16 protein-coding genes and 1 tRNA gene are annotated in these 12,945 nt (G+C 64.5%); 9 read left to right on the plus strand and 8 right to left on the minus strand.

The features are described from left to right. Positions 1–196: 196 nt before the first annotated feature. From ACGTN6_RS08395 to ACGTN6_RS08405, 3 genes are all read right to left on the minus strand, one after another. A complete protein-coding gene (locus ACGTN6_RS08395; protein WP_394590933.1) occupies positions 197–955 on the minus strand; it encodes a class I SAM-dependent methyltransferase in 759 nt (252 codons plus the stop codon). Between the two features lie 148 nt (positions 956–1,103). Continuing rightward, the gene (locus tag ACGTN6_RS08400) at positions 1,104–1,577 is read right to left on the minus strand and encodes an NUDIX hydrolase (RefSeq protein WP_394590934.1); all 474 of its coding nucleotides are present in this window, start codon (positions 1,575–1,577) and stop codon (positions 1,104–1,106) included. A 199-nt stretch (positions 1,578–1,776) separates the two neighbouring features. After that, a tRNA-Ser gene (locus ACGTN6_RS08405) sits at positions 1,777–1,866 on the minus strand. Positions 1,867–2,144: 278 nt separating this feature from the next. Between ACGTN6_RS08405 and ACGTN6_RS08410 the strand changes: the two genes are divergently transcribed. The 7 genes from ACGTN6_RS08410 to ACGTN6_RS08440 all read left to right on the plus strand — a co-directional run bounded on the left by ACGTN6_RS08410 (position 2,145) and on the right by ACGTN6_RS08440 (position 5,242). Then, entirely contained in the window at positions 2,145–2,375 is a 231-nt protein-coding gene (locus ACGTN6_RS08410; protein WP_394590935.1) for an NUDIX hydrolase, read from the plus strand. 89 nt (positions 2,376–2,464) lie between these two features. Then, on the plus strand, positions 2,465–3,133 hold the full coding sequence (locus ACGTN6_RS08415; protein ID WP_394590936.1) for a Bax inhibitor-1/YccA family protein: 669 nt from the start codon (positions 2,465–2,467) through the stop codon (positions 3,131–3,133). Between the two features lie 67 nt (positions 3,134–3,200). Continuing rightward, complete coding sequence (gene tusD, locus ACGTN6_RS08420; protein WP_394590937.1) at positions 3,201–3,593, plus strand: sulfurtransferase complex subunit TusD; 393 nt, start codon at positions 3,201–3,203, stop codon at positions 3,591–3,593. A gap of 11 nt (positions 3,594–3,604) precedes the next feature. Continuing rightward, complete coding sequence (tusC, locus tag ACGTN6_RS08425) at positions 3,605–3,985, plus strand: sulfurtransferase complex subunit TusC (protein ID WP_394590939.1); 381 nt, start codon at positions 3,605–3,607, stop codon at positions 3,983–3,985. Positions 3,986–4,008: 23 nt separating this feature from the next. Continuing rightward, complete coding sequence (gene tusB / locus ACGTN6_RS08430; protein WP_394590940.1) at positions 4,009–4,299, plus strand: sulfurtransferase complex subunit TusB; 291 nt, start codon at positions 4,009–4,011, stop codon at positions 4,297–4,299. A gap of 3 nt (positions 4,300–4,302) precedes the next feature. Continuing rightward, entirely contained in the window at positions 4,303–4,656 is a 354-nt protein-coding gene (locus ACGTN6_RS08435; protein ID WP_394590941.1) for a TusE/DsrC/DsvC family sulfur relay protein, read from the plus strand. Position 4,657: 1 nt separating this feature from the next. Continuing rightward, on the plus strand, positions 4,658–5,242 hold the full coding sequence (locus tag ACGTN6_RS08440) for an acyl carrier protein phosphodiesterase (protein ID WP_394590942.1): 585 nt from the start codon (positions 4,658–4,660) through the stop codon (positions 5,240–5,242). On the opposite strand, the gene ACGTN6_RS08445 is transcribed toward ACGTN6_RS08440, so the two are convergent. From ACGTN6_RS08445 to ACGTN6_RS08455, 3 genes are all read right to left on the minus strand, one after another. Next, on the minus strand, positions 5,222–6,427 hold the full coding sequence (locus ACGTN6_RS08445; protein WP_394590943.1) for a molybdopterin molybdotransferase MoeA: 1,206 nt from the start codon (positions 6,425–6,427) through the stop codon (positions 5,222–5,224). The two genes, ACGTN6_RS08440 and ACGTN6_RS08445, sit on opposite strands and share 21 nt — an antisense overlap. A gap of 77 nt (positions 6,428–6,504) precedes the next feature. After that, positions 6,505–7,026 (minus strand): molybdenum cofactor biosynthesis protein B, encoded by a 522-nt coding sequence (gene moaB / locus ACGTN6_RS08450; protein WP_394590944.1) that lies wholly within the window; start codon positions 7,024–7,026, stop codon positions 6,505–6,507. Beyond that, positions 7,023–7,355, minus strand: a complete 333-nt coding sequence (locus ACGTN6_RS08455) for a DUF1244 domain-containing protein (protein ID WP_394591068.1) — start codon at positions 7,353–7,355, stop codon at positions 7,023–7,025. The genes moaB and ACGTN6_RS08455 overlap by 4 nt, the downstream gene beginning before the upstream one ends. 146 nt (positions 7,356–7,501) lie before the next feature. Between ACGTN6_RS08455 and ACGTN6_RS08460 the strand changes: the two genes are divergently transcribed. Continuing rightward, entirely contained in the window at positions 7,502–8,344 is an 843-nt protein-coding gene (locus tag ACGTN6_RS08460; RefSeq protein WP_394590945.1) for a formate dehydrogenase accessory sulfurtransferase FdhD, read from the plus strand. Between the two features lie 6 nt (positions 8,345–8,350). Here the strand turns inward: ACGTN6_RS08460 and ACGTN6_RS08465 are convergent, their stop codons facing one another. Both ACGTN6_RS08465 and ACGTN6_RS08470 read right to left on the minus strand, forming a co-directional pair. Further along, entirely contained in the window at positions 8,351–8,983 is a 633-nt protein-coding gene (locus ACGTN6_RS08465; protein WP_183387274.1) for a helix-turn-helix domain-containing protein, read from the minus strand. A 171-nt stretch (positions 8,984–9,154) separates the two neighbouring features. After that, a complete protein-coding gene (locus ACGTN6_RS08470) occupies positions 9,155–10,087 on the minus strand; it encodes a histone deacetylase family protein (RefSeq protein ID WP_394590946.1) in 933 nt (310 codons plus the stop codon). A gap of 106 nt (positions 10,088–10,193) precedes the next feature. On the opposite strand from ACGTN6_RS08470, the gene ACGTN6_RS08475 reads away from it, so the two are divergent. Then, positions 10,194–12,941: a bifunctional acetate--CoA ligase family protein/GNAT family N-acetyltransferase gene (locus ACGTN6_RS08475; protein WP_394590947.1), complete on the plus strand. Its 2,748-nt coding sequence runs from the start codon at positions 10,194–10,196 to the stop codon at positions 12,939–12,941. Positions 12,942–12,945: the final 4 nt, after the last annotated feature.

Raw genomic sequence — 12,945 nt, forward strand, 5'->3', positions numbered from 1 at the left:
CAAGGTGGGAGGGGACGGTAGCTTGCCGCACTATGACTCGGCCGCCCAGGCTGGCGAGCGGCGGCCGAGTGGGGTGTTCGACGATATTTCCGGCATCGAACACGCAATAAAGCGGATCAGCGAATTCGCTGCCCCCTTGAATTGTGTGTTGCCGTGGCGGCCCGCCATAGCGTTGCACCATCCCACCCACGCTTTATCAAGCCGAGGCTTCGAAGGTAATGGCGTTTGCCGAGCCTTCTTCATGGGGCGGGATGTAAGGCGTCTCGTAGTCGAGTGTGATGCTGACGTTCTCGAACCCGGCTTGATGCAGTAGCGCGGCAAACTCATCCACGCCCCATAGGCGAAGCTTGAACAGTTCCATCTCGGATGACACTAGTTGACCCGAGTTCCAGTGCTCGTATTTCAGCACTGACGTCGTGGTTTGGCTGAGGTAATCGGTATTTATCCGTGACTCTGTCAGGGTTAACGTGCTGTCGCCAAGCTCCCACATTCTGACGCTGGGTCCCGGGTCATGCATGCACGCCAGGGAATCCAGGTCGACCAACAGCTGCCCGTCCGGGGACAGGCAACGTTTGATGCGTTTGAGAAATGCCAGGCATTCTGCCGATGAGGTGATCAACTGGATGGAGCCCGCCGGCATTACTGCTGCAGAGAACGTGTTTCTGTAGTGAAAGCCTGCAAAGTCTTGCTGGCTGACATGATCGGCGAGGCCTCGGCTAGACAGCTCTTTCTTGCAAATGTCCAGCATGCTTTGTGAAGCGTCGAAACCATGAGCGATGTGACCCGCCTCCAATAGCGGGATGAAGAATCGGCCGTTGCCGACAGCCGGCTCCAGAATGGGACCTTGGTTGGCCTCGAGTCGGGACAGGTAGAATTCGATATCTCCGAAAGAGCGGCCCACAGGTTTGTCTACGTGGTAGACCCATGAGGCCAGCGATCCATATCGGTTTTGCATGAGAGACTCCATTCTCAACGCAGACAGCGTGGCAAGCCGGCTTTCCAGGCAGTGAAGTACGGGGTGCCTGTCGACGCATGAGGGGCCAGCGAGCGGCCTGGCATCATCGAAAGCATACCGCGTGCAGGGGCGAAAGCCGCAAGGCGATTTATTCGACGAGCCCTGCTCGGAAGATGTTGGCACCCTGGAGCGCAATCTCCGCCACGTTCCGGCTAAGCGGTATGTGGCCATTGCCCAGGTCCTGAAGATCGAAATAGCCGGCTTCGATGGCATCGTCGCCTGCAGCAGGTTCCCCCGCGCGCCAGGCACAGAGCACGGCGATGAGAACGAAGTGATGCCGAAGCCTGCCGTCGTCGCCAACGTCGAACGCATCGACGGCATTGAAGGTCCTGTGCGCGCTCGCCACGATACCGGTTTCTTCGTGAAGTTCGCGCATGGCAGCCTGTTCTATGCTTTCTCCTCGCTCGATCTTTCCACCCGGAAAGCCCCACAGGCCGGCGTCGGGGGGATTGGCGCGACGTACTAGCAGGACTCGGTCGTCCCGGATCAATACGGCGATCGTTGCCACCACGGGATATTGGTTCTTGTGGGCGCTGAAGCTGCCAGTGCCTCGGTGGGTCATGAGAAGTCTCTTGCTGCGCCCGCCAGGCGGTACATCCTTCGGATCATATCAGCCCGAGGGTTCTTGCGCAGCACAGTGACGGCCTGCCGAATGATGATGGAACGCGTCAGAACGCCATTGTGGGAGATTTGGCGATGTCTCGAGGTCATCGGATACGAAAAAGGGATCAGCGAAATCGCTGATCCCTTTTGAATTAAGGTGGCGGAGGGACAGGGATTCGAACCCTGGGTAGGCTCTCACCTACGCCGGTTTTCAAGACCGGTGCATTCAACCGCTCTGCCATCCCTCCGGCTCACGGCGAGCTACTTTACCATTTTTTTTGCGGAGGTCAAGACCGTTGTGCGATCAAGGTGTTATCGAATGCTCTCCAGGCCGTTAAGAACGATATCGTGGAGCGGGGCGTGACGCCTCCAGAGTATCCTCGCGTCGCCATATCTGCCGCGGTGGTGTGCCACGGTCGTCTGGCGCTTCCGGGGGCAAGGTGGAAGTGGGATAGGCCCTGGACCAGGCGCTGTGCGTGAGCTGCGCGAGGGGGCCGGCCTTGTGGGTGTGGCCGGAGAGCTGGTGATGGTACTGGATCTTGTTGATCGGGATGCCGATGGAGGGCTACTCAGCCACTATGTGCTGCTGGTCAAACGCGCGGAACTCGCGGGGGCGATGGCCCCGGGTGATGATGCTCTGGCCGTGCAGTGGCTTGATGCGGCGGGTCTGGAGGCGGTGGCGAGCGATGTCACTGCCACGACATTGGCCGTTGCCGAGCGGCTGCTGGTTGGCTTCGCTGCGCCAGAAGTTCGTTGAATCGCGCCCGGGGCGATACTTGCGTCGGGAACCCCCAGGCGGCATCCTGTGTCCACATTGCCAGGATCAACCAAAGGAGCTCTGGATCGATGGCTTATCAAGACACACGAGTGACAACGCAGCGGACAGGTGCCGTCAGTGCCAACAAGGTACTGCGCAATACCTACGGCCTGCTGGCGATGACCTTGTTGTTCTCCGCCGTGATGGCGGGGGCCGCCGTGGCTCTGGGCGTCCAGCAGATGAACATCCTGGTCTTCTTTATCGGTGCCTACGGACTGATGTTCTTGGTGCACAAGACAGCCAACTCCGCCATGGGTCTGCTGTCGACCTTCGCCTTCACTGGCTTCATGGGGTTCACGCTGGGTCCGATTCTGAGCGCGTACCTGACGCTGCCCAATGGTGCCGAGCTGATCATGACCGCTATGGGCCTGACCGGCCTGACGTTCTTCGGTCTTTCCGCCGTGGCGCTGGTGACGCGCAAGGACTTCAGCTTCCTCGCCAATTTCATGATGGCTGGCGCCATCGTGCTGGTACTGGCGATGGTCGCCGCGTTGATCTTCCAGATCCCGACGCTGTCGCTGATGGTGTCTGCAGGCTTCGTGCTGTTTGCTTCGGCCGCCATTCTCTATCAGACCAGTGAGATCGTTCACCGCGCCGGCGAGACCAACTATATTCTCGCCACCATCACGCTCTACGTATCGATCTACAACCTCTTCGTCAGCCTGCTTTCCCTGCTCGGCATCATGAGCCAGGACTGACGCGGCACGCAAAGCGAGAGTGCTGGCCCCGCCATGGCGGGGCCAGTCTGTTTCTGTGAGAAAGATCATGCGCTATGCGATCCTGCTGATGGGAGCCCCTTACAGCGATCAGGCCAGCCATTCGGCGCTGCGCTTTGCCCGCGCCCTGGTGGCGCGAGGGCATCGCCTCGAGGCGGTGTTCTTCTACCATGATGGCGTCTACAATGCCGCGCGCCTGGCGGCGCCTCCCCAGGACGAGCCGCACCTGGTCGACGGCTGGGTGGCGCTACACGACGAGCATGATGTCGCTCTACAGGTCTGTATTGCCGCCGCGCTTCGTCGCGGGCTGATGGACGCACGGGAGGCCACTCGTCATGGTAAGGAGGGGCACAGCGTCGCCGCTCCGTTCGAGCTGACCGGGGTAGGGCAACTGGTCGACCTGGGCCAGCGCTGCGACCGCCTGGTGACCTTCGGGCCCTGAGGAGAGGAGCGATGAGTCACGACAACGATGCATCTGTCGGCGAGCTGCTGGTCATCCTTCGCCATGGTCCCCATGGCAGCAGCTGGCTGCGTGAAGGCCTGGATGTGGCCCTGGTGGCGGCCGCCTTCGGGCGCCGGGTTTCGCTGCTGTTCATGGGGGAAGGCGTATTGGCCCTGCTCGCGGGCCAGGGTTCCGGTGCCCTTGGGCAGAAGGGCACCGCACCGACACTCGAGATGCTCGAGATGTATGATATCGAGACGCTATGGGTCGAGGCCGAGGCCCTGACGCGCTTTGGGCTGGATGAGCATGAGCTGATGCTTGCCCCCCAAGCCCTGACTGCCGAGGCGATCGCCGATGCGGTCGAGACGCATCCTCGGGTGCTGACCTTCTAGCCTCGGCCTGGAGCCTGACGAGCATGAAACTCCATATCGTGAATCGTTCGCCGGCCAGTAGTCGCGTCTACGGCCAGGCGCTATCCGCCATGGGACCGGAAGACCGACTGCTGCTGATCGAGGATGGCGTGCAGGGGGCCTTGCCCCAACTGGTCCGCTACTATGAGGACATCCCCGGACGACTCTATGCGCTGCGCGAAGATCTGGAAGCGCGGGGGCTGCTTGGCCACTGCGACGCTTCGGTGCAGGTGGTGGACGTGGATGGCTTCGTCCAGTTGACCGAAGAAGCCGAACAGACATTGAGCTGGTATTGAGTCATGGCGAGCACAGAAATATACCGTTATCTATCCGTGCCAGAAGGCAATGTCGGGCTCGACCCGGAGGGCTATCTGGTCGATCTCGAACAGTGGTCATCCACGGTGGCCGAGGCCTTGGCGGAAGAAGAAGGGATGACGCTGGAAGCCGAGCACTGGGAAGTGCTCGAGGTGTTGCGCGAATTCTATGCCCGTTACCAGATGGCACCGGCCATGCGGCCCCTGGTCAAGGCCGTCGGCCGCGAGCTGGGGCCTGACAAGGGGCGCTCGATCCATCTGATGCGGCTGTTCCCCGGCAGCCCCGCCAAGTTGGCGGCGCGCCTGGCGGGATTGCCCAAACCGACCAATTGCCTGTGACATGAACTTCCTGGCCCACGGCTGGCTCGCGCGCGGCGGCAGCGACGACTTCCTCTATGGCAACTTGATCGCCGACGGCGTCAAGGGCGCCGACCTGTCGGCGTGGTCGACGGCAGTGGCGGAGGGTATTCGCCATCATCGCCGTGTGGATGCCTTCGTCGATGGTCATGCGGTGATCGGCGAGATGAAGGACAGGGCTCCACGGGGTGGGCGCCGCGTCGCGGGCATCGCCCTCGATCTGATGTGGGATCACTGTCTGGCACGGCGCTTGACGACCGCCGAACGCGACTGGCTGATTCCCCGCTGCTACCGACTGCTGGAGGCGCGGCCGGCCCCGGCTCGCCTGGCGGCGATGACGCCTGCCCTGGTCAGCCAGGACTGGCTGCGCGGCTATGCGGACTTTCGCTTCACCTGTCGGGCCGTGGCGGGGCTGGGGCGACGACTCTCGGGGCCGAACCGGCTCGCTGAGTTGCTGCCCTGGCTCGAGCGAGACTATACGGCCCTGGACGAGGCCTTCGAGCGCCTGTGGCCGGACCTCGAAGCCAGGCTCGGGGTCCGGCCGGGGTCAGTCGACCCGCAGCCATAGGCAGTCCACGGCATCGCCTTTCGCCAGCGATGTCTCGGACGGCACGATGGCCAGGGCATCGGCCCCTACGCAGGAGGACAGTACGCCGGAGTTCTGGTCGCGGAAGGCGTGGGCGGTGATGCCCTCGGCGGTGAAATCCAGGGTTACGCGCATGTAGTGCTGGCGAGGGCCGGTTTGCGTCTCGAAGGCGGTACGGGCGGTGAGGCGGGGCAGGCTGCCAAGAACCGGGCAGTTCAGCAGCGCTCCCATCAGCGGACGCAGGAATAGCCAGGCGCCGACGAAGCCGGATACCGGGTTGCCCGGCAGTCCCACGAAGCGCACCTCGCCGTTGGCGCCGGGCAGGCGCCCTAGCGCCAACGGCTTGCCGGGGCGAATCGCCAGCCGCCACAGGTCGAGCTGGCCCAGTGCCTCGACGGCGCCACGGACGTGATCCTCTTCCCCCACGCTGACGCCACCGGTAGTGATGACCACGTCCGCCTGCTCGGCAGCCTGGGAGAGCAGGCGCCGCGTTCCCTCGGCGGTATCCGGCACGCTAGCCACCTGGATGACGTCGGCGCCGAAGCGGGTCAACAGTTCGCGCAGCATGGGGCGATTCGAGTTGTAGATCTGTCCCGGGCCCAGCGGCTGGCCGGGCTCGACGATCTCGTCGCCGGTGGAGAGCAGCGCGACCCGCGGCCGACGCCGAACCGAGACTTCAGTGATGCCCTGGCCGGCGAGATGGCCGAGCGCCGCGGCATCGAGGCGCGTACCGGCTTGTAGCAGACACCCGCCCGCCGCCACGTCGCGGCCGCGACGGCGCAGGTTGTCGCCGGCCGGCACGTCGGCGGGAACCCTGGCCTTCTCGCCGTCCAGTTCGATCTTTTCCTGCATGACCACGCAATCGGCGCCGGGCGGGATCTCGCCACCGGTGAAGATGCGTGCGCAGCTTCCGCGCTCGAGCGGCGTGGCCACTGCACCGGCGGCGATCCGCTGGCGGACCGGCAGCCAGCGACCGGCGTCGTCGTGATGGAGCGCATAGCCGTCCATGGCGCTGTTGTCGAAGGGCGGCACGTCGAGTTGGGCCGCCACGTCCTCGGCCAGCACTCGTCCCGTGGCCTCCGAGGTAGGCAGGCGTTCGGCTCCGAGCGGCACGACGTCCTCGAGCAGGGCGGTGAGCGCGGCCTCGACCGGCTTGAGCTCAGCCATGAGTGCCTCGCTCCGGAATCATCGGGTTGGCAGGACCTTGCAGAGAGTGACACGGCGTGTGTCGCCGGGTGCTGGTGTCATCCATGGGTGCCTCGCTCCGGAATCACCAGGTTGGCGAAATTACACGGCTTGTGTCGACTGTCGAGCTGCTCGGCGAGAATGCCGTCCCAGCCGGTGCGGCAAGCGCCGGTAGAACCGGGCAGGCAGAACACCACGGTGGCGTTGGCCAGCCCGCCCAGGCAGCGACTCTGCACCGTGGAGCTGCCCACTTCGTGCCAGGAAAGCTGGCGGAACAGTTCACCGAAGCCCTCGATGCGCTTGTCCAGCAGCACCGACACCGCCTCGGGCGTGGAGTCGCGACCGGTGAAACCGGTGCCGCCGGTGGTCAATACCACCTGAACCTCGGGGTCGGCGATCCAGGCGGCCACCACGGCGCGGATGCGGTAGATGTCATCGGCCACGATACGCTTGTCGGCCAGGCGATGGCCGGCGGCGGTGACACGCTCGACCAGCGCCTGGCCGCTGCGGTCGGTGTCCTCGGTGCGGGTATCCGAGACGGTCAGTACTGCCACCGACAGGGGGATCATTGCCTCGCTCATGAGTCGGCGTCCTGCCTGGCCGCTTTTTTCTCTTGCTGGCGAGCCTCGAAGGCAGCCTGCTGTTCCGGCGTGGCGTCGGCCTGATACTTGGTCTTCCATTCGCTGTAGGGCATGCCGTAGACGTATTCCCGTGCGGCCTCGTAGTCCACGGATTCTCCGCGTTCCTCGGCGGCGGCGACCAGCCATTTGGAAAGGCAGTTGCGGCAGAAGTCGGCGAGAATCATCAGGTCGATATTCTGCACTTCCTTGTGCTCGTCCAGGTGGCGAAGCAGGCGACGGAAGGCGGCGGCTTCGAGCTCGATGCGGGTGCTGTCGTCCAGGTGTTGCATGGTATTGACTCCGTTGTCGTTCTGGCCCATCGGGTAGGCGTCCAGCTTACCAAATGTCGGGGTGGCTGGGGCGTCGGAGATCGAGTCGCGACGTCGCGTCTGGAGTGCCATCATGAGGGAAGCCTGTCGCCATCGGAGTCTCGCCCATGTCGTCGATTCGGCTTAGCCGCGCCCGCCTGCCGGCCACCCTGGAAATCCGCGTCGTCGACGAGTTTGGCGAGCCACGCCATCAGGCGATCGCCGCCGAGCGTGCCTTGACGATCTATCTCAATCGCCGCGAGATCGTCACCCTGATGACGCTGGGCGATGACCCCGAGGCCCTGGTGGTCGGCTACCTGCGAAACCAGGCGCTGATCGAGCGGCTCGAGGATCTCGAGGCGGTGCACGTGGACTGGGAGGTCGAAGCGGCGGCCGTGGTGACGCGTCGCGAACCCGCCGACCTCGAGGCGCGCCTGGGCCAGCGTACCGTGACCACCGGCTGCGGCCAGGGCACGGTCTTCGGCCGGCTGCTCGAGGCCACCGACCTGCACGCGCCGCTGCCGACCCATTTGCGCCAGTCGGTGCTCTATTCGCTCCTCGAGAATCTCGGCGCCTATAACGCCACCTACCGCAGCGCCGGGGCGGTGCATGGCTGCGCGCTGTGTCGACAGGCCAGGGTGCTGGATTTCGTCGAGGACGTGGGGCGGCATAATGCAGTCGATACCCTGGCGGGACGCCAGTGGTTGGGGGAGGGAAGCGACGAGCCGCCGGATATCTTCTACACCACCGGGCGGCTGACCTCCGAGATGGTACTCAAGGTGGCCCAGTTGGGGATCGGCGTGCTGGTATCGCGCTCCGGGGTGACCCAGAAGGGGGTTGAGCTCGCCGAACGTTTCGGGGTGCTGCTGATTGCTCGCGCCAAGGGCAAGCATTTTCAGGCCATCGGCGCCGAGGGGCGTCTCGAGCTGGACGCCATTCCCCCGCGTCGACCTGGGGATCGAGCGGGCTGAGCGCGGCTATTGGGTCTCGCGCGGCGTGCACACTGAGAGGACCACGGCATCCTCCTCGCTCACCGACACCAGGGCATGGCCCATGTCGCTGTCGAAGTAGATGCTGTCACCCTTGGCTAGGTGCAGGGGTTCGTAGAACTCCGAAAACAGCTGGATCTCGCCCTCCAGCACCATCAGGAACTCCTCGCCGTCATGGCGCACCCATTGGCAGAATTCCTCGAAGCTGCGTGCCCGCACGATGGTCTTGAAGGGGATCATGCGCTTCTGGGCCATCTCGCAGCTGAGTAGCTCGTGCTCGTAGGTTGGGGTCGGATGCTGCTGCCCCTCGCCGCGGCGCGTCAAGTCGCGGCGCCCCATGGTGCGCGACTGAGGACGCGGCTGGGAGAGCAGTTGCGGCAGGTCGATGTCGAGTCCGCTGATCAGCTTCTGCACGGCGCTGAAGGTCGGCGAGATCTGATCGTTCTCGATCTTGGACAGGGTCGAGCGCGCCAGCCCGGTGCGTTCGCTGACGTCTCCCAGGGTCCACTGATTGGCCAGGCGGATCTCCTTGAGGCGCTCGCCAAGGCGCAGTGGCTCGACGAAGGGCTTGCGCCCGGAGGCAATGCGTAGCGCGGCCTCCTGGTCTTTGGTGGCGGTCATGGAAGATTCACTATTGGAAACAAGCTTTCCTACAGGCTACCACATCCGCCACCGCATGCAGACTCCCGTCGCGACGCTGAACAGGCCGGCTGCGACGTCGTCCGGGGGCGATGACGCGGGCAGCGAGGTTTCCCGTCATCGAGAAACCTGATGCTATGGTCAATGTCAGGGTCAGGCGAAGGGCAGCCCCAGTAGCGCCTTGAGATGTGCCGCGGCGCCGCGCCCCAGGGCGTCGGGGTCATAGCCACCCTCCAGCACCGAGACCAGGCGGTTGTCGGCGTAAAGGGCAGCGATCTCCATGGCGAGTCGGGTCACCCAGTGGTAGTCCTCGTCGTCCAGGCACAGCTCGGCCAGGGGATCATCGCGGTGGGCATCGAAGCCGGCCGAGACCAGCACCAGGTCGGGCTTGAAGGCATGCAGGGCGGGTAACCAGTCGTCTTCGACGGCGCGTCGAAAGGCCGCCCCGTCGGTGCCGGCGGGCAGCGGCGTGTCGACCACGTTGCGATGCTCGTTGCGCAGGTAGCGCCAGGGGTAGAAGGGATACTGGTAGCTGGTGCAGATCAGCACTTCGGGATCGTCACGGAATATATCGATGGTGCCGTTGCACTGATGGACGTCGAAATCGAGGATGGCGACCCGTCGGGCACCATACCTGGCCCTGGCATGGGCTGCGCCCACCGCCACGTTGTTATAGAAGCAAAAGCCCATGGCGTCGGTCGCTTCGGCGTGATGGCCGGGCGGGCGCACCGCGCAGAACACATTGTCGGCCTGGTGGCGGAATACCTGGTCGACTCCGCGGACCACGGCACCGGCGGCATGGCGTGCGGCCAGCAGGCTGTCCGGGTTCATCAGGGTATCGCCGTCGAGCGGCATCAGGCCGCGTTCGGGCAGGCACTCTTCCAGGGCTCTCAGGTGGCGGGGGGGATGCACCCGTGAGAGCTGCTCGTCGGTGGCCAGGGGGGCGTCGCCCTGCATGGTCTGCTGGAGGAGGCCGTCGCGCATCAGCCGAGCATGGATGGCCTCCAGGCGTAGCGGGCTTTCGGGGTGGTCGGGGCCCATGTGATGGCGTTGGCAGTCAGGGTGGGTAAGATAGGCCGTAATCATGCTAGCGCTCCGTCCAGGTTACCTTACCCTAAGCGCGCCGGGGCCTTGCGGAACAGTGGCCATAAGTCGTACACAGGAGACTGTTTGCCCGCCACGGAGTCGCCCGATGAGCACCCGCTTTCTGCATCATTTCTTCGAACCGTGCACCATTGCCGTCGTGGGCGCTTCGGAAAAGCCCCACTCGATGGGTGGGCTGGTGATCCGTAACCTGCAGGAGGGTGGGTTTCGCGGTGAGCTGTGGGCGGTCAATCCCAAGGGCTATGATGCCGTCTACGGCGTGCCTTGCGTCACCGGCGTGGGACGTCTACCTCAGGTGCCGGACCTGGCGGTCATCTGTGCGCCGGTCATACGCGTGCCGCGGTTGATCGGCGAGCTGGGGCGCTTCGGGGTTCGGGCGGCCCTGGTGCTATCGGGCGGCGCCCACCTGGACGACGAGCGCGACGGCAAGGGATCGATTCGCGGACGCATGCTTACGGCGGCGCGTGAATCCGGCATTCGGGTGCTGGGGCCGGAATGCATGGGCTTGATCGTGCCTGGGCGGCATCTCAATGCTTCCTACGCCAGCCAGCCGATCGGCAGGGGGCGGGTGGCTTACCTGGGTCAATCGGGCATGCTCGGCAATGCCATGATCGACTGGGCCGCCGGGCGAGGCATCGGCTTCTCGCATCTGGTGACCGTTGGCGACAGCGTCGATGTGCTGTTGCCCGACCTGATCGACTACCTCAACCAGTATGCTCCGACCCAGGCACTGCTGCTGCACCTGGAGCGCATTCTCGATGCTCAGCACTTCATGACCGCGGTGCGTGAGGCCTCGCGGCATCGCCTGGTGCTGGCGATCAAGAGCGGCCGTACCGCTGCCTCGGACATTTCCAACCTGCCTCCCACCCCGGGCGTCGCCAACCGCGACCAGGTCTTCGATGCCGCCTTTGCCCGGGCCGGCGTAGTCCGGGTCGACGATTCCGATGAACTGTTCGATGCCCTGGAAACCCTGTCGCGCATGAGACCGCTGAAGCGCGATCGTCTTGCAGTGGTCTCCAATGGCCTGGGCCCGGCGATGCTGGCAATCGACAAGCTGATCAGCGCCGGTGGTCGGCTGGCGAGTTTCTCTGAGGCGACCCGCGACGCGCTGTGTCGCGATGACGTGGACGTCAGCAAGCCCGGCGAGAATCCGGTGGACCTGGGCGGCAACGCCACCCCCGAGCGTTTCGTCGAGGCCATTGAGCTGGTCGCTGCCGATCCCGGCGTGGATGCTGTGCTGGTGGTGCATGCGCCGACTCGGTTGGCGCCTTCCGGTGAAACGGCCCGTGCGGTGATCGAGGCGCGCAAGCGCTTCCGGCGTAACCTGCTGACCAGCTGGATGGGGCTGGAGGAGGCGTTGACGGCACGTCATGCCTGCAACGAGGCCGGCATTCCCACCTATATCTCGCCGGAGAAGGCGGTCAAGGCCTTCATGCACATGGTCGATTATCAGCGCGTGCAGGCGCTTCTGCAGGAGACGCCGCCGAGCCTGCCGTTTGCGACCACTAGCGAGAGCCGGGCGGCGTCGCGGGCGCTGATCGATGAAGCGAAAGCCGCAGGGCGTGAGTGCCTGGACCACTCCGAGACGGCGCGCGTGCTCGAGGCGTACGGCATCCCGGTGGCGACCAGCCGCTATGTGACGACGCCCGAACAGGCGGCGGAGGCGGCCGGCGAGCTGGAGGGGCCCCTGGCGCTCAAGGTGGTCCACGACGGCAACTGCCGGCCCTTTCGCTACCGGCAGCATCCTCACAAGCTGTCTGCCGGGCTGTTGCAGGACCTGGAAGATGCGGAGCGGGTAGCCGACGGCATCCGTCGGCTGGGTGACAAGGTGGCGGAGAAGTTTCCCGAGTTTCGGGTGCGCGAGTATTGCCTGCAGTCGATGCAACGTGGCAAGCACTCGATGCAGCTGTGCGCCGGCATCACCCGGGATCCGGTGTTCGGCCCGCTGATCGTGTTCGGGATCGGCGGATACAAGGTCAATATCCTGGCCGATCGTCAGGTGGCCCTGCCGCCGCTGAACATGAGCCTGGCGGCGGATCTCGTCGACAGGACCCATGCCGCGCGGCTGATCCGCGAGCATTCGCGGCATCCGTCGCGGGACCTCGAGCGCATCGGTGAGCTGCTGGTGACGCTGTCGCAGATAGCCACCGATCTCACCGAGCTGCGGGGGCTGGAACTGAACCCGCTGGTCCTCAACCGTGACGGCATGCTGGCGGTGGATTTCGCCATGGATCTGGGAACGCCGGCGCGCTTCGCGATCATGCCCTATCCGGAGGAACTGCGTGAGTGGGTGACGCTGAACAACGGCTGGGAGGTCGAGGTGCGGCCGATTCGCGCCGAGGATGCCCCGCTGATCGAGGGCTTTCATCGCCAGCTATCCGAGGAGAGCATTCGCTTTCGCTACTTCCACAACAAGGCCGACCTAAGCCAGCGCGATCTATCGATGCTCTCGCACATCAACTACGATCGCCAGATGGCCTTCATCGCCGAGCATCCTCTGGCCCAGGGCGGCAAGGAGATGCTGGGGGTGGTGCGGGTATGGAATGACCCGGACAACATCCGCACCGAGTTCTCGATCATCGTGCGTGATGACCTGCACGGGCTCGGCATCGGTAGCCTGCTGATGGACAAGATGATCCGCTATTGTCGAAGCGTGGGGACGCTGGAGATGATCGGCAAGATCATGATCGATAACCAGCCGATGCGTGCGCTGATGAAACAGCTCGGTTTCACTCTGCGCTTCAATATGGAAGAGCAGGTCGTGGATGCGGTCCTGCGCCTCAACGAGCCAGCGAGCGATTGGCAGCGGCACCGGCTCGACAGTCTGCCGGACTGACGTT

The sequence above is a fragment of the Halomonas sp. B23F22_20 genome (assembly GCF_043496985.1).
Lineage (GTDB): Bacteria > Pseudomonadota > Gammaproteobacteria > Pseudomonadales > Halomonadaceae > Halomonas.